Genomic DNA, 20,768 nt, shown 5'->3' with positions numbered 1-20,768 from the left:
GCGGTCGGGGACATCCCTAATAAAACTCGCCGGCATCGAAACCGGCGTTCCTAACGAGGAGATCGGTTCGTGACGATCCGCGTAGGCATCAACGGCTTTGGCCGCATCGGTCGTAACTACTTCCGCGCGCTGCTGGAGCAGGGTGCGGACATCGAGATCGTGGCTGTCAACGACCTGGGTGACACCGCGACCACTGCCCACCTGCTGAAGTACGACACCATCCTGGGTCGGCTCAAGGCAGAGGTCAGCCACACCGCCGACACCATCACCGTCGACGGCCACACCATCAAGGTGCTCTCCGAGCGCAACCCGGCCGACATCCCCTGGGGTCAGCTGGGCGTCGACATCGTGATCGAGTCGACCGGCATCTTCACCAAGAAGGCCGACGCCGAGAAGCACATCGCGGGTGGCGCCAAGAAGGTCCTCATCTCGGCTCCGGCCAAGGACGAGGACATCACCATCGTGATGGGTGTCAACCAGGACAAGTACGACGCGGCAAACCACCACGTCATCTCCAACGCCTCCTGCACCACCAACTGTGTGGCGCCGATGGCCAAGGTCCTCGACGAGAACTTCGGCATCGTCAAGGGTCTGATGACGACGGTCCACGCGTACACGAACGACCAGCGCATCCTGGACTTCCCGCACTCGGACCTGCGTCGCGCCCGCGCCGCCGCCGAGAACATCATCCCGACCACGACGGGCGCCGCCAAGGCGACCGCGCTGGTCCTCCCGCAGCTCAAGGGCAAGCTCGACGGCATCGCGATGCGCGTCCCGGTCCCGACCGGTTCCGCCACCGACCTCGTCGTCACCCTGCAGCGCGAGGTCACCAAGGACGAGGTCAACGCCGCGTTCAAGAAGGCGTCCGACGACGGCGACCTCAAGGGCTTCCTGACCTACACCGAGGACCCGATCGTGTCCTCGGACATCGTCGGCGACCCGTCGTCCTGCACCTTCGACTCCTCCCTGACGATGGTCCAGGAAGGCAACTCGGTTAAGATCCTCGGCTGGTACGACAACGAGTGGGGTTACTCCAACCGCCTCGTCGACCTGACCGTCTTCGTCGGCGGCCAGCTCTGATCCTCGGATCGGCAGGCATCTCGATGTGAGCAAGGGGCTCGGACGGCGCGACGTGGCGCCGTCCGAGCCCCTTGCGTACTCATCCGTCCTTCCAAGGAGTACCGCTAACAGATGAAGACGATCGACGAACTTCTCGACGAAGGGGTCGCCGGCAAGCGGGTATTCGTCCGCGCCGACCTCAACGTGCCGCTGGACGGCACCACGATCACCGACGACGGCCGCATCCGCGCCGTACTGCCGACGGTCGCCCGGCTCGCCGAAGCCGGCGCCCGCGTCGTCGTCGCCTCGCACCTCGGCCGCCCCAAGGGTGCCCCGGACCCCGCCTTCTCGCTGGCGCCCGCCGCCGCGCGCCTGGGCGAGCTGCTCGGTGCCGAGGTCGCCTTCGCGACCGACACCGTGGGGGAGTCCGCCCGCTCCATGGTCGCCGGGCTCGCCGACGGCCGGGTCGCCGTCATCGAGAACCTTCGCTTCAACGCCGGTGAGACCTCCAAGGACGACGCCGAGCGCGGCGCCTTCGCGGACCAGCTGGCCGAGCTCGCCGACGTCTACGTCGGCGACGGCTTCGGCGCCGTCCACCGCAAGCACGCCTCGGTCTACGACCTCCCGGCCCGCCTGCCCCACGCGGCCGGCGGTCTGATCGCCACCGAGGTCGGCGTCCTGAAGAAGCTCACCGAGGACGTCGCCCGCCCGTACGCCGTGGTTCTCGGCGGCGCCAAGGTCTCCGACAAGCTCGGGGTCATCGACCACCTGCTGGAGAAGGCCGACCGCATCCTCATCGGCGGCGGCATGGCGTACACCTTCCTCAAGGCCAAGGGCTACGAGGTGGGCATCTCGCTGCTCCAGGAGGACCAGGTCCCCGCCGTCCAGGGCTACCTCAAGCGGGCCGAGGAGCTCGGCGTGGAGTTCGTGCTCCCCGTCGACGTCCTGGTCGCCCGCGAGTTCCCGGACCTGAAGACCAAGGCCCCGGCGAACCCCACCACGGTCGCCGCCGACGCCATCCCTGCCGACCAGGAGGGCCTGGACATCGGGCCCGAGACCCGCAAGCTGTACGCGTCGAAGCTCGCCGACGCGGCCACCGTCTTCTGGAACGGCCCCATGGGCGTCTTCGAGCACCCCGACTACGCCGGGGGTACGCGCGCCCTCGCCCAGGCGCTCCTCGACTCCCCGGCCTTCAGCGTCGTCGGCGGAGGGGACTCCGCGGCCGCCGTCCGCATCCTGGGCTTCGACGAAAACGCATTCGGACACATCTCGACCGGTGGCGGTGCCAGCCTCGAATACCTCGAGGGCAAGACGCTTCCCGGCCTCGCCGCACTGGAGGACTGACCCTCAATGACTGCTTCCGCACAAGGCCGCACGCCGCTCATGGCGGGCAACTGGAAGATGAACCTCAACCACCTCGAGGCCATCGCGCACGTCCAGAAGCTCGCCTTCGCCCTGGCCGACAAGGACTACGACGCGGTCGAGGTCGCCGTCCTGCCGCCCTTCACCGACCTGCGGTCGGTGCAGACGCTGATCGACGGCGACAAGCTGAAGATCAAGTACGGCGCGCAGGACCTCTCGGCGCACGACTCCGGTGCGTACACCGGCGAGATCTCGGGCTCCATGCTCGCCAAGCTGAAGTGCACGTTCGTGGCCGTCGGCCACAGCGAGCGCCGCCAGTACCACGGTGAGGACGACGCGGTCTGCAACGCCAAGGTGAAGGCCGCCTACAAGCACGGCCTGACCCCCATCCTCTGCGTAGGCGAGGGCCTGGACGTCCGCAAAGCCGGTGACCAGGTCTCCTACACGCTGGCCCAGCTCGACGGCGCCCTCAAGGACGTTCCCGCCGAGCAGGCCGAGTCCATCGTGATCGCCTACGAGCCGGTCTGGGCCATCGGGACCGGCGAGGTCGCCACCCCCGAGGACGCGCAGGAGGTCTGCGGAGCGATCCGCCGCCGGCTCGCCGAGCTCTACTCGCAGGAGCTGGCCGACGCCGTCCGCATCCAGTACGGCGGCTCGGTGAAGTCCGGAAACGTGGCGGCCATCATGGCGCAGCCCGACGTGGACGGCGCCCTCATCGGTGGTGCCGCTCTCGACGCCGACGAGTTCGTCAAGATCGTCCGCTTCCGCGACCAGTAGGATCGTCCGCTTCCGCCACCTGTGAGTATGCGGTGGAGCGGATCCGTCGTACCCTTGCGGGGGCCGAGGGGGGTACACCCCCGGCCCCCGCTGTTCGTACATGCAGACCAAGGAATTCCGGAAAGTAGGGACCAGCCGTGATTTTGGCGTTCGAGATCGCCCTGATCGTCTTCAGCCTGCTGCTGATGCTGCTGGTGCTGATGCACAAGGGCAAGGGTGGCGGCCTCTCCGACATGTTCGGTGGCGGAATGCAGTCCTCCGTCGGTGGCTCGTCGGTCGCCGAGCGCAACCTCGACCGCATCACCGTGGTGGTCGGTCTGTCCTGGTTCGCGTGCATCGTCGTCCTGGCGCTGCTGATCAAACTGGACAGCTGACCCGTCGTCCGCGATTCCCGGTGAGGGTGTAACTCCTTTCACTGGACGCGCGTTGGGCCTTACGTAGACTGGGGCATCTTCGAGCACCATCACGCAGGGAGTTACGACCGTGGCAAGTGGCAACGCGATCCGGGGAAGCCGGGTCGGAGCGGGGCCGATGGGGGAGGCCGAGCGAGGCGAGTCCGCGCCGCGTCTCCGCATCTCCTTCTGGTGCTCGAACGGGCACGAGACGCAGCCGAGCTTCGCCCATGACGCGCAGGTACCGGAGACCTGGGACTGCCCGCGCTGCGGCTTCCCGGCCGGACAGGACCGGGACAGCCCGCCGGCCCCGCCCCGCACCGAGCCGTACAAGACGCATCTGGCGTACGTACGGGAACGGCGCAGCGACGCGGACGGCGAAGCCATCCTCGCCGAAGCCCTCGCGAAACTCCGCGGCGAGATCTAGAAGTTGTCCACCGGCCGGTCACCCCCTGGGTGCCCGGCCGGAGTTCTTGTGCCGTTCTCCAGCCTGCCGCTGCCCGGGCATAACCGCCTGATCAATTAGGTTGGAGATGCAGCGGGGAAGGTTGCAGGCACGAGAAGAAGTGGGCGAATTCAGGGATGAACGCAAAGAGCCGGACCAAGCTCAGCCAGCTGCCCGAATGGGCGGCGCTCGGCAAGCACCGTGAGGAGTTCGGCGACACGCATCTGCGCCGGCTGTTCGCGCAGGCGCCGGACCGTGGGACGGCCTACACCCTCAGGGTCGGCGACCTGCACATCGACTACTCCAAGCACCTGGTGAACGACGAGACGCTGCGTCTGCTGCGCGACCTCGCCGCCGCCACGGGAGTGGCGGGCCTGCGGGACGCGATGTTCCGCGGCGAGAAGATCAACACCACCGAGGACCGCGCGGTCCTGCACACCGCGCTCCGCGCCCCGCGCGACGCCGTGATCGAGGTCGACGGCGAGAACGTCGTGCCGGCCGTGCATGCCGTGCTGGACCGGATGGCGGAGTTCGCCGACCGGGTCAGGGCCGGCGAGTGGACCGGTCACACCGGCAAGCCGGTCAAGAACATCGTGAACATCGGCATCGGCGGCTCCGACCTCGGACCGGCCATGGCCTACGAGGTGCTGCGCTCCTTCACGGACCGCTCGCTGACCGTCCGCTTCGTGTCGAACGTCGACGGCGCCGACCTCCACGAGGCCGTCCACGACCTCGACCCGGCCGAGACGCTGTTCATCGTCGCGTCCAAGACTTTCACCACGATCGAGACCATCACGAACGCCACCTCGGCGCGCGACTGGCTGCTCACCGGGCTGAAGGCCGGTCAGGAGGCCGTCGCCAAGCACTTCGTGGCGCTGTCCACCAACGCGGACAAGGTCACGGACTTCGGCATCGACACGGCCAACATGTTCGAGTTCTGGGACTGGGTCGGCGGACGCTACTCCTACGACTCGGCCATCGGCCTGTCGCTGATGATCGCCATCGGGCCCGAGCGGTTCCGCGAGATGCTCGACGGCTTCCACCTCGTCGACGAGCACTTCCGCACGGCGCCGGCCGAAGAGAACGTACCGCTGCTGCTGGGGCTCCTGGGCGTCTGGTACGGCCAGTTCTTCGACGCCCAGGCACACGCGGTCCTGCCCTACAGCCACTACCTGTCCAAGTTCACCGCGTACCTGCAGCAGCTGGACATGGAGTCCAACGGCAAGTCCGTGGACCGGGACGGCAATCCGGTCGAGTGGCAGACCGGCCCGGTCGTCTGGGGCACCCCCGGGACCAACGGGCAGCACGCCTACTACCAGTTGATCCACCAGGGCACGAAGATCATCCCGGCCGACTTCATCGGGTTCGCGACGCCGGTCCAGGACCTGCTGCCCGGGCTGATCGCCCAGCACGACCTGCTCATGGCCAACTTCTTCGCCCAGACCCAGGCGCTCGCCTTCGGCAAGACGCCCGAGGAGGTCCGTGCGGAGGGTGTGCCCGAGGAGCTCGTGCCGCACAAGACCTTCCGCGGCAACCACCCGACGACCACGATCCTCGCCGAGCGGCTCACACCGTCGGTGCTCGGCCAGCTGATCGCGCTGTACGAGCACAAGGTGTTCGTCCAGGGCGCGGTCTGGAACATCGACTCCTTCGACCAGTGGGGCGTCGAGCTCGGCAAGGTCCTCGCCAAGAAGATCGAGCCCGTGCTGACCGAGGGCACCGGCGGGGAGCAGCTCGACAGCTCCACCGCGGCGCTCGTGTCGACCTACCGCTCGCTGCGGGGCCGCTGAGCCGTCCGGCCACGGGGAGGGGGCGGCGGGGCTCCTGCCGCCCCCTCCCCGGATCAGTCCGCCGCCGCCCGTTCTCCGGCGGGGCGCCTGCGGTGCGCCTTCTCGGTGAGGGACTGCGGCTGCCAGACTCCGTCGGCCCGGTAGAGGTCGGTGCCCGGTGCCACGATCTCGTCGATACGGTCGAGGGCCGCGTCGTCGAGTATCAGGCCGGCTCCCTCGATCAGTGAAGTGAGCTGGTCCATGGTGCGCGGACCGATGATCACCGATGTGACGGCGGGGTGCGCCAGCGGGAAGGCCACCGCCAGTTCCGGCAGGGTGCGGCCCAGCTCCTCCGCGAGCAGGGCGAGCTGTTCGACCGCTGCCAGCTTCTCCGGGTTGCCCGGTACGGCGGGGTCGAAGCGGTGTGGGGTGTGCCTCGCGCGGCCGGTGGTGAGATCCGCGGGCCGGCCCTCGCGGTAGGCGCCGGACATGTAGCCCGAAGCCAGCGGTGACCAGGTCAGCACGCCCATGCCCAGCCGCTGGGCGGTGGGCAGCACGGACCGTTCGATGCCGCGCGCGAGGATCGAGTACGGCGGCTGCTCCGTACGCAGACGCATCAGCCCGCGCCGCTCGGCCACGTGATGGGCCTCGACGAGGTCCTCGGCGGGGAACGCGGAGCAGCCGAACGCACGGATCTTCCCCGCCGTCACCAGGTCGCCGAGGACGGACAGCGTCTCCTCGACGTCGGTGGTGTGGTCGGGGCGGTGCACCTGGTACAGGTCGATCCACTCCGTGTCCAGGCGCCGAAGACTGTCCTCGACGGCCCGGACGATCCAGCGGCGCGAGTTGCCGCTGCGGTTGCGTCCTTCGCCCAGCGGGAAGTGCACCTTCGTGGCCAGCACGACGTCGTCGCGCCTGCCCTTGAGGGCCTTTCCGACGATCTGCTCGCTCTCCCCGGCCGCATACATGTCCGCGGTGTCGACGAAGTTGATGCCGGCGTCGAGCGCGGTGTTGATGACGCGCGCGCAGTCCTCGTGGTCGGGGTTGCCCATGGAGCCGAACATCATCGTGCCGAGGCAGTGGGTACTGACCTCGATGCCGGTCCTGCCGAGTACTCGATAGCGCATGCGTGTGCTCCGTCGCTGGCTGGTCGGGCCCGTCAGTCTAGGAGCTGGAGTGCACTCGACCACAAGGCCGTCGGCAGGTTCCGCGGGCCACTCCGCCTCACGAACACCCCTCGCCGGAAGCGGTGTTGAGGTCCAGGCTCGATACGGGACCCGTCCACGGCAGAGGCCCGGCCCGCTCCTGGGAGCGGGCCGGGCCTCTGCCGTGACTCGTGCTACGCCGAAGCCGGCGGGTACAGCGCCCGTGGCAGCCGTGAGGCCGCCGCGGCGTCCAGCAGCCACAGCGTGCGGCCACGGCCGTACGCCCCGGCCGCCGGGGCCTGGATCTCCCCGGCACCCGACAGCGCGATCTCCGCCGCCTCCGCCTTGTCCTCACCCGCGGCCAGCAGCCACACCTCGCGCGCCGCGCGGATGGCGGGCAGCGTGAGCGTGACGCGGGTGGGCGGCGGCTTCGGAGCACCGTGCACACCGACGACGGTGCGCTCGGTCTCCCGCACCGCCGGCAGCTCCGGGAAGAGCGACGCGACGTGCGTGTCCGGGCCGACGCCCAGCATCAGCACGTCGAACGTCGGCACGGGCCCGTGGTCCTCCGGGCCCGCCGCTGCCGCCAGCTCGGCGGCGTACCCCGCGGCGGCCGCGTCGGCGTCGCCGCCGTACGGTCCGTCGGAGGCCGGCATCGCGTGGACCCGGGAGGGGTCCAGCTCCACCTTGTCCAGCAGGGCCTCGCGGGCCTGCGTGACGTTGCGCTCCGGGTCGCCCTCGGGCAGGAAGCGCTCGTCCCCCCACCACAGGTCGAGCCGCGACCAGTCGATCGCGTCCCGGGCGGGCGAGTCGGCGAGGGCGGACAGCAGACCGTTGCCGTTGCGCCCGCCGGTCAGCACCACCGAGGCCTGACCGCGGGCGGCCTGGGCGTCCACGATCCTCGTGATCAGCCTGGCCGCCGCGGCCTGGGCCATCAGCTCCTTGTCGCGGTGCACGACGAGCTGCGGTGCACTCACTTCGACGCCGCCTTCTTGGCCGCCGCCTTCTTCGCGGCGGGCGCCGCGGCACCGGTCGGGGCCGACTGCTTGCTGCCGGACCCGACGGACGAAGCCTCCGCGGGACCGCCGAGGCGCTCCACACCGAACTTGACCGCGGACTCGTAGATGTTGTCCGGGTCCAGGCGCCGCAGCTCCTCGGCGAGGAGTTCCGCCGTCTCCCGCCGCTTCAGGGCCACGGCACGGTCCGGCTGACCCACCATGCACAGCGTGGCGAGCGAACCGTCGGCCCGGTCCAGGACGATGACACCGCTCTTGGTCTCCATCCGGACGGCCGTCAGACCCGGGCCGCCGGACAGGGTGCGCTCCACCGGGACACCGAGCCGGTCCGCGAGCCACATGGCCAGCAGTTCGCAGCTGGGGTTGTCCGACTCTCCCTCGACCGTGGCCGAGATGATCTGGGCGGGCAGCTGGTCGAGTGCCGCCGCCAGCATGGAGCGCCACGGGGTGATGCGGGTCCAGGCCAGGTCGGTGTCGCCCGGCTGGTACGTCGCCGCACGCACCGACAGCTCGTCGAGAGGGTGCTCGGCCGAGTAGGTGTCGGTGATGCGCCGCTGGGCGAGCGCGCCGAGCGGGTCCTTCGCCGGGTGCGCGGGAGCGTCCTCGGGCCACCACACGACGACCGGGGCGTCCGGCAGCAGGAGGGGCAGGACGACCGACTGGGCGTGGTTCGCCAGCTCACCGTGCAGACGCAGGACGACGGTCTCGCCGGAGCCCGAGTCGGAACCGACCCGGATCTCCGCGTCGAGGCGCGCGTCGCGCCGCGAACGCGGCGAACGGCTGACCCGCTTGATCACCACGATGATCCGCGAGGGGTGCTCGCGCGCGGAGTCCGTCGCCGACTTGAGCGCGTCGTAGGCGTTCTCCTCGTCGGTGACGATGACCAGGGTGAGCACCATGCCGACGGCCGGGCTGCCGATGGAACGGCGGGCCGACACCAGCGCCTGGTTGATCTTGCTGGACGTGGTTTCCGTGAGATCGATCTTCATGGCCGGCGCCAGCTCCGTCCGTCGCGTGCGAGCATCTCGTCCGCCTCTGCCGGGCCCCATGTGCCGGCCGGGTACTGGGCGGGCTTGCCGTGCTTGTCCCAGTACTCCTCGATCGGGTCGAGGATGTTCCAGGAGAGCTCGACCTCCTGGTGACGCGGGAAGAGGTTGGCGTCACCGAGCAGGACATCGAGGATGAGCCGCTCGTAGGCCTCCGGGCTGGACTCCGTGAAGGACTCGCCGTAGGCGAAGTCCATGGTGACGTCCCGGACCTCCATGGAGGTCCCGGGCACCTTGGAGCCGAAGCGCACGGTGACACCCTCGTCCGGCTGCACCCGGATGACCAGGGCGTTTCCGCCCAGCTCCTCCGTCGCGCCGGACTCGAAGGGCAGGTAGGGCGCCCGCTTGAAGACGACCGCGATCTCGGTGACCCGGCGGCCGAGCCGCTTTCCGGTACGGAGGTAGAACGGCACGCCCGCCCAGCGGCGGTTGTTGATCGTCAGCTTGATCGCGGCGAAGGTGTCGGTCTTCGACTTGGGGTCGATACCGTCCTCCTCCAGATAGCCGAGCACTTCCTCGCCGCCCTGCCACGCGTGCGCGTACTGTCCGCGCACCGTGTGCTTGCCGAGGTCCTCCGGCAGTTCCACCGCCGTGAGCACCTTGAGCTTCTCGGCGACCAGGGCCTTGGGGTGGAAGGAGCCGGGCTCCTCCATCGCCGTCAGCGCCAGCAGCTGGAGCAGGTGGTTCTGGATGACGTCGCGGGCCGCGCCGATGCCGTCGTAGTAACCGGCGCGGCCGCCGATGCCGATGTCCTCGGCCATCGTGATCTGGACGTGGTCGACGTAGGACCTGTTCCAGATCGGCTCCCACATCGTGTTGGCGAAGCGCAGCGCCAGGATGTTCTGGACCGTCTCCTTGCCGAGGTAGTGGTCGATGCGGAAGACCTCGTTCGGCGGGAACACGTCGTGCACCAGCTGGTTGAGGTCCTGCGCGCTCGCCAGGTCGTGACCGAACGGCTTCTCGATGACGGCCCGCCGCCAGGAGCCCTCCTTCTGGTCGGCCAGCCCGTGCTTCTTGAGCTGCTGGACGACCTTGGGGAAGAACTTCGGCGGCACGGACAGGTAGAAGGCGAAGTTGCCGCCCGTGCCCTGTGCCTTGTCGAGGTCCTCGATCGTGGCCCTCAGGGTCTCGAACGCGACGTCGTCGTCGAACGTGCCCTGCACGAACCGCATGCCCTGGCTGAGCTGCTGCCAGACCTCCTCGCGGAACGGGGTGCGGGAATGCTCCTTGACCGCGTCGTGCACGACCTGGGCGAAGTCCTCGTCCTCCCAGTCGCGGCGCGCGAAGCCGATGAGCGAGAAGCCCGGTGGCAGCAGGCCGCGATTGGCCAGGTCGTAGACAGCGGGCATCAGCTTTTTACGGGACAAATCGCCCGTGACGCCGAAAATCACCAGACCCGACGGTCCCGCGATGCGCGGGAGCCGTCGGTCCTGGGCGTCACGGAGCGGGTTGGCTCCGGGAACACCAGACAAGGTGGTCAGCCCTTCGAAGGAGCGAGGCGCTGGAGTTCCGCCTCGGTCGACTTGAGCAGGTCGTTCCAGGCCGCCTCGAACTTCTCGACGCCCTCGTCCTCGAGCAGCTGCACGACGTCGTCGTAGCTGACTCCGAGGTTCTTGATGGCGTCGAGATCGGCGCGTGCCTGGTCGTAGGCGCCGGCGACGGTGTTGCCGGTGATCTCGCCATGGTCGGCGACCGCGTTCAGCGTGGCCTCCGGCATGGTGTTGACCGTGTTCGGGGCGACGAGGTCGTCGACGTACAGGGTGTCCTTGAGGGACGGGTCCTTCACGCCGGTGGAGGCCCACAGCGGGCGCTGCTTGTTGGCGTGCGCCTTGTCGAGGGCGGCCCAGCGGTCGCCCGCGAAGACCTCCTCGTACGCCTCGTAGGCCAGACGGGCGTTGGCCAGGGCGGACTTGCCCTTCGCGGCCTTGGCCTCGTCGCTGCCCACGGCGTCGAGCCGCTTGTCGATCTCGGTGTCCACGCGGGACACGAAGAAGGACGCCACCGAGTGGATCTTGGAGAGGTCCAGGCCCGCGGCCTTCGCCTTCTCCAGACCCGCCAGGTAGGCGTCCATGACCTCGCGGTAGCGCTCCAGCGAGAAGATCAGCGTCACGTTGACGCTGATGCCCCGCCCGATGGTCTCGGTGATCGCCGGCAGGCCGGCCTTGGTCGCCGGGATCTTGATGAGCGTGTTCGGCCGGTCCACCAGCCAGGCCAGCTGCTTGGCCTCGGCGACCGTGGCCAGGGTGTTGTGCGCCAGGCGGGGGTCGACCTCGATGGAGACCCGGCCGTCCTGGCCGTCGGTCGCGTCGAAGACGGGACGCAGGATGTCCGCCGCGTCGCGCACGTCCGCCGTGGTGATCATGCGGATCGCTTCCTCGACCGTCACCTTGCGGGCGGCGAGGTCGGTGAGCTGCTGCTCGTAACCGTCACCCGAGGAGATGGCCTTCTGGAAGATCGACGGGTTGGTCGTGACACCCACGACGTGGCTCTGGTCGATCAGCTCGGCCAGGTTGCCGGACGTGATCCGCTTGCGGGACAGGTCGTCCAGCCAGATCGCCACGCCCTCGTCGGAGAGGCGCTTGAGTGCGTCTGTCATGAGAAATACATCTCCTACTTGTCGTATGTCCGCATCAGCGCGCGGCGGCGGCGAGAGATTCCCGCGCGGCCTCGGCAACATGCGCCGCGGTGAAGCCGAACTCGCGGAAAAGGACCTTGGCGTCGGCCGACGCACCGAAGTGCTCCAGCGAGACGATGCGGCCCGCGTCGCCCACGTAGCGGTACCAGGTGAGGCCGATGCCCGCCTCGACGGCGACCCGGGCCTTCACGGACGGCGGCAGCACGCTGTCCTTGTACGTCTGGTCCTGCTCCTCGAACCACTCGACACACGGCATCGAGACCACGCGGGTCGGGACGCCGGCGGCCTGGAGCTCGTCGCGGGCCTCGACGGCCAGCTGGACCTCGGAGCCCGTGGCGATCAGGACAGCCTGCGCCTCGCCGCCCTCGGCGTCGAAGAGGACGTAGCCGCCCTTGGCGGCGTCCTCGTTCGCCGGGTAGGTCGGCACGCCCTGACGGGTCAGCGCCAGACCGTGCGGGGCGCCCTTGCCGAACTCCTTGGTCCAGCGGCGCAGGATCTCGCGCCAGGCGATGGCGGTCTCGTTGGCGTCGCCCGGGCGCACGACGTTCAGGCCCGGGATGGCGCGCAGCGAGGCCAGGTGCTCGACCGGCTGGTGCGTCGGGCCGTCCTCGCCGAGCCCGATCGAGTCGTGCGTCCACACGTACGTCACCGGCAGGTGCATCAGCGCGGACAGACGCACGGCGTTGCGCATGTAGTCGGAGAACACCAGGAAGGTGCCGCCGTAGATGCGGGTGTTGCCGTGCAGCGCGATGCCGTTCATGGCCGCGGCCATGGAGTGCTCGCGGATGCCGAAGTGGATCGTGCGGCCGTACGGGTCCGCCTCGGGGAGCGGGTTGCCCACCGGGAGGAACGACGACGTCTTGTCGATCGTGGTGTTGTTCGAGCCGGCCAGGTCGGCCGAGCCGCCCCACAGCTCGGGGATGACTCCGCCGAGCGCCTGCAGGACCTTGCCCGAGGCGGCACGGGTGGCGACCGCGTGTCCGGCCTCGAAGACGGGGAGCTCGTTCTCCCAGCCGGCGGGCAGCTCGCCCGCGGCGATGCGGTCGAAGTCGGCCGCGCGCTCCGGGTTGGCGGTGCGCCAGGCGGCGAAGCCCTTCTCCCACTCGGCCTTGGCCTCGCGGCCGCGGTCCAGTGCCTCACGGGTGTGCGCGATGACCTCGTCGGAGACCTCGAAGGTCTTCTCCGGGTCGAAGCCGAGCACGCGCTTGGTGGCCGCGATCTCCTCGTCGCCGAGCGCCGAGCCGTGCGCGGCCTCGGTGTTCTGGGCGTTCGGGGCGGGCCAGGCGATGATCGAGCGTGCCGCGATGAAGGAGGGGCGCTCCGTCTCGGCCTTGGCGGCCTGCAGCGCGCGGTACAGACCCTCGGGGTCCAGGTCGCCGCTCGGGAGCTGGTCGACGCGCTGGACGTGCCAGCCGTAGGCCTCGTAGCGCTTCAGGGTGTCCTCGGAGACCGCGGTCTCCGTGTCGCCCTCGATCGAGATGTGGTTGTCGTCCCACAGCAGCACCAGGTTGCCGAGCTTCTGGTGGCCGGCGAGCGAGGACGCCTCGGCCGAGATGCCCTCCTGGAGGCAGCCGTCACCGGCGATCACCCAGACCATGTGGTCGAACGGGGAGGTGCCGGGAGCCGCCTGCGGGTCGAAGAGGCCGCGCTCGTAGCGCGAGGCCATCGCCATGCCCACGGCGTTGGCGACGCCCTGGCCCAGCGGGCCGGTCGTCGTCTCGACGCCCGTGGTGTGGCCGTACTCCGGGTGGCCGGGGGTCTTGGAACCCCAGGTGCGGAAGGCCTTGAGGTCGTCCAGTTCGAGGCCGTAGCCTGCCAGGTACAGCTGGGTGTACAGCGTCAGGCTGGAGTGGCCCGCCGACAGCACGAAGCGGTCGCGGCCGGTCCAGTCGGCGTCAGCCGGGTCGTGGCGCATCACCTTCTGGAAGAGGGTGTACGCGGCCGGAGCGAGGCTCATCGCCGTACCCGGGTGGCCGTTTCCGACTTTCTGTACGGCGTCCGCGGCGAGGACACGCGCGGTGTCCACGGCCCGCTGGTCCAATTCGGTCCACTGGAGGTCTGTGGTGGTCGGCTTGGTGCTCACCCTGAGTCAGGGCTCCTCTCCACTGTTCGTAAACCGGTGACTGGTTACCGCACCGGAACCGGTGGCTGGTTACCGCACCGGGCATTGTCGAGCCTACCCCTGACGCAAGGGGGTACTTCTGCCCTTTCCACGGTGCGGCCGACCTGCGGAGTTCGCCTCCCGTATGAGCGCCGTCGTTCACTTCTGCGCCACCCCAACACGACCCCACCCCCGCGAAGAGCGGCGTATGCCCAACGTCTACAGTGGACTGGTTCGCGCAAGTCATTACCGGGTCCCCGTGCCCGGAGCTTGCTGGGATTTCTCTGTCAGGGGTGTGCGTGACGGCCGTCGAGTCCCGACCCGCAGGGGTCGCCTTGACTCCGAGCCCAGTGGGCCATCGCCCGTTCGGGGCCCGCGTCAAGGCATTTGTGGCTCTTACCAAGCCGCGCATCATCGAGCTGCTGCTCATCACCACCGTTCCGGTGATGTTCCTCGCGGCTCAGGGCGTGCCCGATCTTTGGCTCGTAGTGACCACCACCATCGGCGGATATCTCTCCGCGGGCGGTGCCAATGCGCTCAACATGTATATCGACCGGGACATCGACGCGCTGATGGACCGTACGTCGCAGCGTCCGCTGGTCACCGGCATGGTGAGTCCGCGCGAGTGCCTGGCCTTCGGAATCGCCCTCGGGGTGATTTCCACGGTCTGGTTCGGACTGCTCGTCAACTGGCTCTCCGCGGCCCTCGCACTGGGCGCACTCCTGTTCTATGTCGTCGTCTACACGATGCTGCTGAAGCGCCGCACCGCGCAGAACATCGTGTGGGGCGGAATCGCCGGCTGCATGCCCGTGCTCATCGGCTGGTCCGCCGTGACCAATTCGCTGTCGTGGGCCGCGGTCATTCTTTTCGCGGTCATCTTCTTCTGGACGCCGCCGCACTACTGGCCGCTGTCGATGAAGGTCAAGGACGACTACGCCCGGGTCGGCGTCCCGATGCTTCCGGTCATCGCGTCCAACCGGGTGGTGGCCCGGCAGATCGTCATCTACAGCTGGGTGATGGTCGCGGTCTCGCTGCTGCTCACCCCGCTGGGCTACACGGGCTGGTTCTACACGCTGGTGGCCGTGCTGACCGGCGGCTTCTGGCTGTGGGAGGCGCACGGCCTGCAGAACCGGGCCAAGTCCGGTGTGACGGGCGCCAAGCTCAAGGAGATGCGCCTCTTCCACTGGTCCATCACCTACGTCTCGCTCCTCTTCGTCGCCGTGGCCGTGGACCCCTTCCTGCGGTAACCGCGCACAGCACTCCGCCGGCGGGCGGGGGACGTGGCCGAAGCCACGCCCCCCGCCCGTCGCCAGTTGATCTACCCGTCGGTAGCATCCTGTCCATGGCAGAGACGGCAGAGAACCGGACCCAGTCGGACGACAGCAGGAAGGCGGCCCGCGCGGAGCGCAGGGCGGCCAGGCTCGCGAAGCAGATCGGCGCCTTCGCCCGGGCGCACGGCGGCGCAGAGGGGCAGCTCGCCCACCTCGGCCAGGCGGGCACCCGCATCGTGCTGGTCGGCGAGGACGGCGCCTGGGGTGATCTGGTCGCCCCTTCCTACGCGGTGGCGGAGAGCGCCACGGGCAAGGCCGGCATCACCTTGCACGAGGACTTCGACGGCGACTTCGCGGCGAAGGTCCGCACCGGCCCGTACGAGTGGTCCCGGATGGCCGGCATCCAGGTCGGCGGACCGTCCAACACCAAGGGCTGAGTGTCCGGCCGCCTTCTCACGGGTACGCGCGACGGCCCCCGCCCGCCGGATGGCGGACGGGGGCCGTGGCCGTGCCGTGGAGGAGTGGCCGGTCAGCGCGCGGCGGCGGGCTCCGGCAGGTCTCCCGTGGTCACCGGCGCGGGAACACCCGGTCCGGCGGCGGGACGCTCGCGCAGCGACAGCAGCAGGCGCAGCACGGCGACCCACATGAGGGACGACCCGAGCATGTGCAGGCCGACCAGGACCCCGGGCACGTCGTTGAAGTACTGCACGTAGCCGATCCCGCCCTGCGCGAGCAGCACGATCAGCAGGTCCCGGGAGCGTGCGCGGGTGTCGGCGGGGGCGTCCACGACGCGCAGGGCGAACCACATCGCCACGGCCAGGAGGCAGACGGCCCAGGCCGCGACGGCGTGCACATGGGCGGCGTCGCTCCAGTCCCACGGCATGCGCGGCACGTCGCTGCTGTCCCCGGCGTGCTTGCCGGAACCGGTCACGGTGGTGCCCAGCGCGATCAGGACGACGGTCACGGCGACGACGGCCCAGGCCAGCCGGCGCACCGGGAGCGGGGCGCGGGGCCGCGGGGCCGTGTCGCCCTCGCCCATCCGCACCCAGGTGACGACGGTGACCGTGAGCAGGCAGTTCGCGAGCAGGAAGTGTCCGGCCACCGACCAGGGGTTCAGACCCGCCCAGACCGTGATCCCGCCGATGACGGCGTTGCCCATCACCAGCCAGAACTGCGACCAGGCCAGGCGGGTGAGACCGCGCCGCCGGGGCTTCACGGAACGGGCCGCGATGATCGCCCAGCCGACCGCGGCGCACAGGACGTAGGTGAGCATCCGGTTGCCGAACTCGATGGCACCGTGCAGGCCCTGTTCGGGGGTGGCGAAGAGGCTGTCGTCGGTGCACTTGGGCCAGGTGTCGCAGCCCAGGCCGGAACCGGTCAGCCGGACCGCCCCGCCCGTGATGATGATGAAGACGCTCATCACCACCGCGGCGAGCGCGGCGCGCCTGGCGGTCCTCACCGACGGCGTCCAGCGCTTGGCGATGAAGGAGAGGGGGGTTTCCACGCGCCCCATCGTAGGGAACGGCTTGTGCATGTTTTCACGAGGGGGGTGGCATCCCCGGGTGGGCCGGGACACCGCCCCGGCCCGGGCCGCTCACTCCCAGCGGAAGAACCGGGCCGCGGCGCCCAGCCCCAGCACCGCCCACACGGCCAGGACCGCCGCGTCGCCCCAGGGCATCGCCGCGCCGTGCGACAGTACGTCCCTGAGACCGCCGGAGAGCGCCGAGATCGGCAGCAGCCCGAGCAGCGACCGCACCGCGTCCGGGAACCTGTCCAGCGGCACGATCACTCCGCCGCCGACCAGGAGCAGCAGGAAGACCAGGTTGGCGGCGGCCAGCGTGGCCTCGGCCTTCAGCGTCCCGGCCATGAGCAGGCCCAGCCCGGAGAAGGCCACCGTGCCCAGCAGCAGGAGCAGCAGCACGGCGAACGGGTTGCCGTCCGGAGACCAGCCCAGCGCGAAGGCGATGACCGCCAGCAGGACGACCTGAAGGACCTCCGTGACCAGGACCGAGAGCGTCTTCGCCGCCATCAGGCCCCAGCGGGGGAGCGGCGACACGCCCAGCCGCTTGAGCACCCCGTAGCGCCGCTCGAAACCGGTCGCGATCGCCTGGCCCGTGAAGGCCGTGGACATCACGGCGAGCGCGAGGACGCCCGGGGCGAGGAAGTCGACCGGCTCGCCCGCGCCGGTGTCGACGACGTCGACCGTGCTGAACAGGACGAGCAGCAGCGCGGGGATGACCACGGTGAGCAGCAGCTGCTCACCGTTGCGCAGGAGCATCCGCGTCTCCAGGGCCGCCTGGGCGGCGATCATGCGGGACAGCGGTGCGCCGCCGGGGCGCGGGGTGTACGTACCGGCGCTCATGCGCGCAGCTCCTTGCCGGTCAGTTCGAGGAAGACGTCCTCGAGGGTGTGCCGCTCCACCGCGATGCCGTCGGGCATCACGCCGTTCTGGGCGCACCAGGTGGTGACGGTCGCCAGCAGCTCGGGATCGATCGTCCCGGTGATGCGGTAGACGCCGGTGGTGAGCTCCGCCGCCTCGCTGCCGTCCGGGAGCGCCTTCAGCAGCGAGGCGAGGTCCAGCCCCGGACGTCCGGTGAAGCGCAGGGTGTTCTCGGCGCCGCCGCGGCACAGCTGCTCCGGGCTGCCCTGGGCGATGACCCGGCCGGCGTCGATGACGGCGACGTCGTCGGCGAGCGTCTCGGCCTCGTCCATGAAGTGTGTGGTGAGCACGACGGACACCCCGTCGGCCCGCAGCTCGCGGACCAGGTCCCACGTGGAGCGCCGGGCCTGCGGGTCGAGGCCCGCCGTCGGCTCGTCCAGGAAGACCAGCTCGGGGCGGCCGACGACGGCCATGGCCAGGGCGAGGCGCTGCTGCTGGCCGCCGGAGAGCCGCCGGTAGACGGTGCGGCCGCAGCCGCCGAGTCCCAGGCGCTCGACGAGCGCGTCGACGTCCAGCGGGTGCGCGTGGAGCCTGGCCGTGTGGCGGAGCATCTCGTCGGCGCGCGCGCCCGGGTAGATGCCGCCGGACTGCAGCATCACGCCGATGCGGGGGCGGAGCGCGGCCGCGTCGGCGACGGGGTCGAGGCCGAGGACCCGCACGGTCCCCGCGTCGGGGCGCCGGTAGCCCTCGCAGGTCTCGATCGTGGTGGTCTTGCCGGCGCCGTTGGGGCCGAGGACCGCGGTCACCGTGCCCGCCGGGATCTCCAGATCGAGGCCGTCCACGGCCGTTTTCGTGCCGTACCGCTTGACAAGGCCCCTGGCCTGTACGACGGGCTCGCTGCTCATGGCGGGCAAGTCTAGGCGGGCCGTCCGGGCGTCCGGCGCGCCGGGTTCTCCCGGGCCTTCCGGACGTCCCGGCCCTCGGGGCGGCCTGCCGGCCGGGAGCGCCCTCACCTGCGCGGAGCTGCGGTGACCGGCTGTTTCCGCAGGTCAACTTAGGTACGCCTAAGTGATGAAGGGCACCGCGCCCGGCCCGACGGTGGGTTGTCACGCCCGAAGGAATTACGCAACAATGGCGTTGTGAAATACGTTGGCGAGGCTCCCCAGGAGGAACTCGCGACCGGTGAGCGCTCGACGCGCAACCGGGTCGCGCGCTCCATCCTGGATCACGGCCCCTCCACGGTGGCCGATCTGGCCAAGCGCGTCGGGCTGACCCAGGCCGCCGTGCGCAGGCACCTCGACGCCCTCGTGACCGACGACGTCGTCGAGGCCCGCGAGCAGCGGGTGTACGGAGCCAGGACCCGCGGCCGCCCGGCCAAGGTCTTCGCCCTCACCGACTGCGGCCGGGACGCGTTCGACCAGTCCTACGACAAGCTCGCCGCAGACGCGCTCCGCTGGATCGCCGACACCGCCGGGGACGAGGCGCTCGTCGCCTTCGCCCGCGCCAGGATGGCCGCCCAGTCCGAGACGTACCGCGCCGCCGTCGAGGCCGCCGACCCCGAATCGCGCACCGAGGCCTTGGCCAAGGCCTTGTCGGCCGACGGGTACGCTGCTACGGCGCGAAGCGCGCCGGGGCCCCAGCAGGGCGAGCAGTTGTGCCAGCACCACTGCCCGGTCGCGCACGTCGCCGAACAGTTCCCGCAGCTGTGCGAGGCGGAGACGGAATTCTTCTCCAGCCTGCTCGGGACCCACGTACAGCGCCTCGCCACCCTCGCCCACGGCGACGGGGTGTGCACGACGTTCGTTCCGCGCAGCAGCCCCACAGCACCACAGACTTCACAGACCACTCATTCAGCATCCGCAAGCACGGCCGGGAGGAACCCCGCATGACGCTCCCCACGGAGACTGCCCACCCTGAGCTCGATGGCCTGGGCACGTACGAATTCGGCTGGGCCGACTCCGACGCGGCAGGCGCGGCGGCGAAGCGCGGCCTGTCCGAAGCTGTCGTCCGCGACATCTCGGAGAAGAAGAACGAGCCGGAGTGGATGCTCAACCTCCGGCTCAAGGGTCTGAAGCTGTTCGGCAAGAAGCCCATGCCGAACTGGGGCTCGGACCTGTCGGGGATCGACTTCGACAACATCAAGTACTTCGTGCGGTCCACGGAGAAGCAGGCGGAGTCCTGGGAGGACCTGCCCGAGGACATCAAGAACACGTACGACAAGCTCGGCATCCCCGAGGCCGAGAAGCAGCGCCTGGTCGCCGGTGTCGCCGCGCAGTACGAGTCCGAGGTCGTCTACCACCAGATCAACGAGGAGCTGGAGGCGCAGGGTGTCATCTTCATGGACACCGACACCGCGCTGAAGGAGCACCCCGAGCTCTTCAAGGAGTACTTCGGCACCGTCATCCCCGTCGGTGACAACAAGTTCGCCTCGCTGAACTCGGCCGTGTGGTCCGGCGGCTCCTTCATCTACGTGCCGAAGGGCGTGCACGTCGAGATCCCGCTCCAGGCCTACTTCCGTATCAACACGGAGAACATGGGCCAGTTCGAGCGGACGCTGATCATCGTCGACGAGGACGCCTACGTCCACTACGTCGAGGGCTGCACCGCGCCGATCTACTCCTCGGACTCCCTGCACTCCGCGGTCGTCGAGATCATCGTGAAGAAGGGCGGCCGCTGCCGCTACACGACCATCCAGAACTGGTCGAACAACGTGTACAACCTCGTCACCAAGCGTGCCGTGGCGTACGAGGGCGCGACCATGGAGTGGGTCGACGGCAACATCGGCTCCAAGGTCACCATGAAGTACCCGGCCGTCTACCTGATGGGCGAGCACGCCAAGGGCGAGACCCTGTCCATCGCCTTCGCGGGCGAGGGCCAGCACCAGGACGCCGGCGCCAAGATGGTGCACATGGCGCCGAACACCTCCTCCAACATCGTCTCCAAGTCGGTGGCGCGAGGCGGCGGCCGCACCTCCTACCGCGGTCTGATCGAGATCGGCGAGGGCGCGCCCGGCGCCAAGTCCAACGTGCTGTGCGACGCGCTGCTCGTGGACACCATCTCCCGCTCCGACACCTACCCCTACGTCGACGTCCGCGAGGACGACGTGTCGATGGGGCACGAGGCGACCGTCTCCAAGGTCTCCGAGGACCAGCTCTTCTACCTCATGAGCCGCGGCATGACCGAGTTCGAGGCCATGGCGATGATCGTGCGCGGCTTCGTCGAGCCGATCGCCAAGGAGCTGCCGATGGAGTACGCCCTCGAGCTCAACCGGCTGATCGAGCTGCAGATGGAGGGTTCGGTCGGCTAGTACGGCCCCGCCGTCCGCCGATCGTCCCCGAGAGTTCTTGACTGAGAAAGCGAGCACTACGAC

General features: G+C 69.6%; 19 protein-coding genes. 10 read left to right on the top strand and 9 right to left on the bottom strand.

Annotation, left to right across the window (positions count from 1 at the left end):
* Positions 1 to 69 precede the first annotated feature (69 nt).
* From gap to pgi, 6 genes are all read left to right on the top strand, one after another.
* On the top strand, positions 70 to 1,080 hold the full coding sequence (gene gap, locus ACFYY2_RS21920) for a type I glyceraldehyde-3-phosphate dehydrogenase (protein ID WP_104789935.1): 1,011 nt from the start codon (positions 70 to 72) through the stop codon (positions 1,078 to 1,080).
* A gap of 111 nt (positions 1,081 to 1,191) precedes the next feature.
* The gene (locus ACFYY2_RS21915; protein WP_388745349.1) at positions 1,192 to 2,403 is read left to right on the top strand and encodes a phosphoglycerate kinase; all 1,212 of its coding nucleotides are present in this window, start codon (positions 1,192 to 1,194) and stop codon (positions 2,401 to 2,403) included.
* A 6-nt stretch (positions 2,404 to 2,409) separates the two neighbouring features.
* Positions 2,410 to 3,198 carry a triose-phosphate isomerase gene (gene tpiA / locus ACFYY2_RS21910; protein WP_388745347.1) on the top strand — a complete coding sequence of 263 codons (789 nt, stop codon included), beginning with the start codon at positions 2,410 to 2,412 and terminating at the stop codon, positions 3,196 to 3,198.
* Positions 3,199 to 3,335: 137 nt separating this feature from the next.
* Complete coding sequence (secG, locus tag ACFYY2_RS21905; protein ID WP_327119744.1) at positions 3,336 to 3,572, top strand: preprotein translocase subunit SecG; 237 nt, start codon at positions 3,336 to 3,338, stop codon at positions 3,570 to 3,572.
* 109 nt (positions 3,573 to 3,681) lie between these two features.
* Positions 3,682 to 4,017, top strand: a complete 336-nt coding sequence (locus tag ACFYY2_RS21900) for an RNA polymerase-binding protein RbpA (RefSeq protein WP_078598194.1) — start codon at positions 3,682 to 3,684, stop codon at positions 4,015 to 4,017.
* A gap of 155 nt (positions 4,018 to 4,172) precedes the next feature.
* A complete protein-coding gene (pgi, locus tag ACFYY2_RS21895; RefSeq protein ID WP_388745344.1) occupies positions 4,173 to 5,825 on the top strand; it encodes a glucose-6-phosphate isomerase in 1,653 nt (550 codons plus the stop codon).
* A 53-nt stretch (positions 5,826 to 5,878) separates the two neighbouring features.
* Here pgi and ACFYY2_RS21890 read toward each other — a convergent pair whose 3' ends face one another.
* From ACFYY2_RS21890 to tkt, 6 genes are all read right to left on the bottom strand, one after another.
* On the bottom strand, positions 5,879 to 6,931 hold the full coding sequence (locus ACFYY2_RS21890) for an aldo/keto reductase (protein WP_388745342.1): 1,053 nt from the start codon (positions 6,929 to 6,931) through the stop codon (positions 5,879 to 5,881).
* Positions 6,932 to 7,143: 212 nt separating this feature from the next.
* Positions 7,144 to 7,926, bottom strand: a complete 783-nt coding sequence (pgl, locus tag ACFYY2_RS21885; RefSeq protein WP_388745340.1) for a 6-phosphogluconolactonase — start codon at positions 7,924 to 7,926, stop codon at positions 7,144 to 7,146.
* Entirely contained in the window at positions 7,923 to 8,954 is a 1,032-nt protein-coding gene (gene opcA / locus ACFYY2_RS21880) for a glucose-6-phosphate dehydrogenase assembly protein OpcA (protein WP_388745338.1), read from the bottom strand. The genes pgl and opcA overlap by 4 nt, the downstream gene beginning before the upstream one ends.
* Positions 8,951 to 10,483 carry a glucose-6-phosphate dehydrogenase gene (gene zwf, locus ACFYY2_RS21875; protein ID WP_388745336.1) on the bottom strand — a complete coding sequence of 511 codons (1,533 nt, stop codon included), beginning with the start codon at positions 10,481 to 10,483 and terminating at the stop codon, positions 8,951 to 8,953. The genes opcA and zwf overlap by 4 nt, the downstream gene beginning before the upstream one ends.
* Before the next feature lie 5 nt (positions 10,484 to 10,488).
* Positions 10,489 to 11,607, bottom strand: coding sequence for a transaldolase (tal, locus tag ACFYY2_RS21870; protein WP_388745334.1), 1,119 nt, complete (start codon positions 11,605 to 11,607; stop codon positions 10,489 to 10,491).
* Positions 11,608 to 11,641: 34 nt separating this feature from the next.
* The gene (gene tkt / locus ACFYY2_RS21865) at positions 11,642 to 13,729 is read right to left on the bottom strand and encodes a transketolase (RefSeq protein WP_388745332.1); all 2,088 of its coding nucleotides are present in this window, start codon (positions 13,727 to 13,729) and stop codon (positions 11,642 to 11,644) included.
* Positions 13,730 to 14,040: 311 nt separating this feature from the next.
* On the opposite strand from tkt, the gene ACFYY2_RS21860 reads away from it, so the two are divergent.
* Both ACFYY2_RS21860 and ACFYY2_RS21855 read left to right on the top strand, forming a co-directional pair.
* Positions 14,041 to 14,994, top strand: a complete 954-nt coding sequence (locus ACFYY2_RS21860) for a heme o synthase (RefSeq protein WP_388745330.1) — start codon at positions 14,041 to 14,043, stop codon at positions 14,992 to 14,994.
* A 95-nt stretch (positions 14,995 to 15,089) separates the two neighbouring features.
* Positions 15,090 to 15,455 (top strand): hypothetical protein, encoded by a 366-nt coding sequence (locus ACFYY2_RS21855; RefSeq protein ID WP_388745328.1) that lies wholly within the window; start codon positions 15,090 to 15,092, stop codon positions 15,453 to 15,455.
* 92 nt (positions 15,456 to 15,547) lie between these two features.
* Here the strand turns inward: ACFYY2_RS21855 and ACFYY2_RS21850 are convergent, their stop codons facing one another.
* The 3 genes from ACFYY2_RS21850 to ACFYY2_RS21840 all read right to left on the bottom strand — a co-directional run bounded on the left by ACFYY2_RS21850 (position 15,548) and on the right by ACFYY2_RS21840 (position 18,303).
* Positions 15,548 to 16,531 (bottom strand): heme A synthase, encoded by a 984-nt coding sequence (locus ACFYY2_RS21850; RefSeq protein WP_388745326.1) that lies wholly within the window; start codon positions 16,529 to 16,531, stop codon positions 15,548 to 15,550.
* An 81-nt stretch (positions 16,532 to 16,612) separates the two neighbouring features.
* A complete protein-coding gene (locus tag ACFYY2_RS21845) occupies positions 16,613 to 17,380 on the bottom strand; it encodes an ABC transporter permease (RefSeq protein WP_388745324.1) in 768 nt (255 codons plus the stop codon).
* A complete protein-coding gene (locus tag ACFYY2_RS21840) occupies positions 17,377 to 18,303 on the bottom strand; it encodes an ABC transporter ATP-binding protein (RefSeq protein WP_388745322.1) in 927 nt (308 codons plus the stop codon). Before ACFYY2_RS21840 ends, ACFYY2_RS21845 begins: the two co-directional genes overlap by 4 nt.
* A 234-nt stretch (positions 18,304 to 18,537) precedes the next feature.
* Here ACFYY2_RS21840 and ACFYY2_RS21835 point away from each other — a divergent pair, with 234 nt between their 5' ends.
* A complete protein-coding gene (locus ACFYY2_RS21835) occupies positions 18,538 to 19,287 on the top strand; it encodes a helix-turn-helix transcriptional regulator (protein ID WP_388745320.1) in 750 nt (249 codons plus the stop codon).
* Positions 19,284 to 20,705 (top strand): Fe-S cluster assembly protein SufB, encoded by a 1,422-nt coding sequence (sufB, locus tag ACFYY2_RS21830; RefSeq protein ID WP_327119774.1) that lies wholly within the window; start codon positions 19,284 to 19,286, stop codon positions 20,703 to 20,705. Before ACFYY2_RS21835 ends, sufB begins: the two co-directional genes overlap by 4 nt.
* Positions 20,706 to 20,768 lie beyond the last annotated feature (63 nt).

The sequence above is a fragment of the Streptomyces sp. NPDC001822 genome (genome assembly GCF_042892135.1).
Classification (GTDB): Bacteria; Actinomycetota; Actinomycetes; order Streptomycetales; family Streptomycetaceae; genus Streptomyces.
This window is presented reverse-complemented; position numbering and strand designations above follow the sequence as displayed.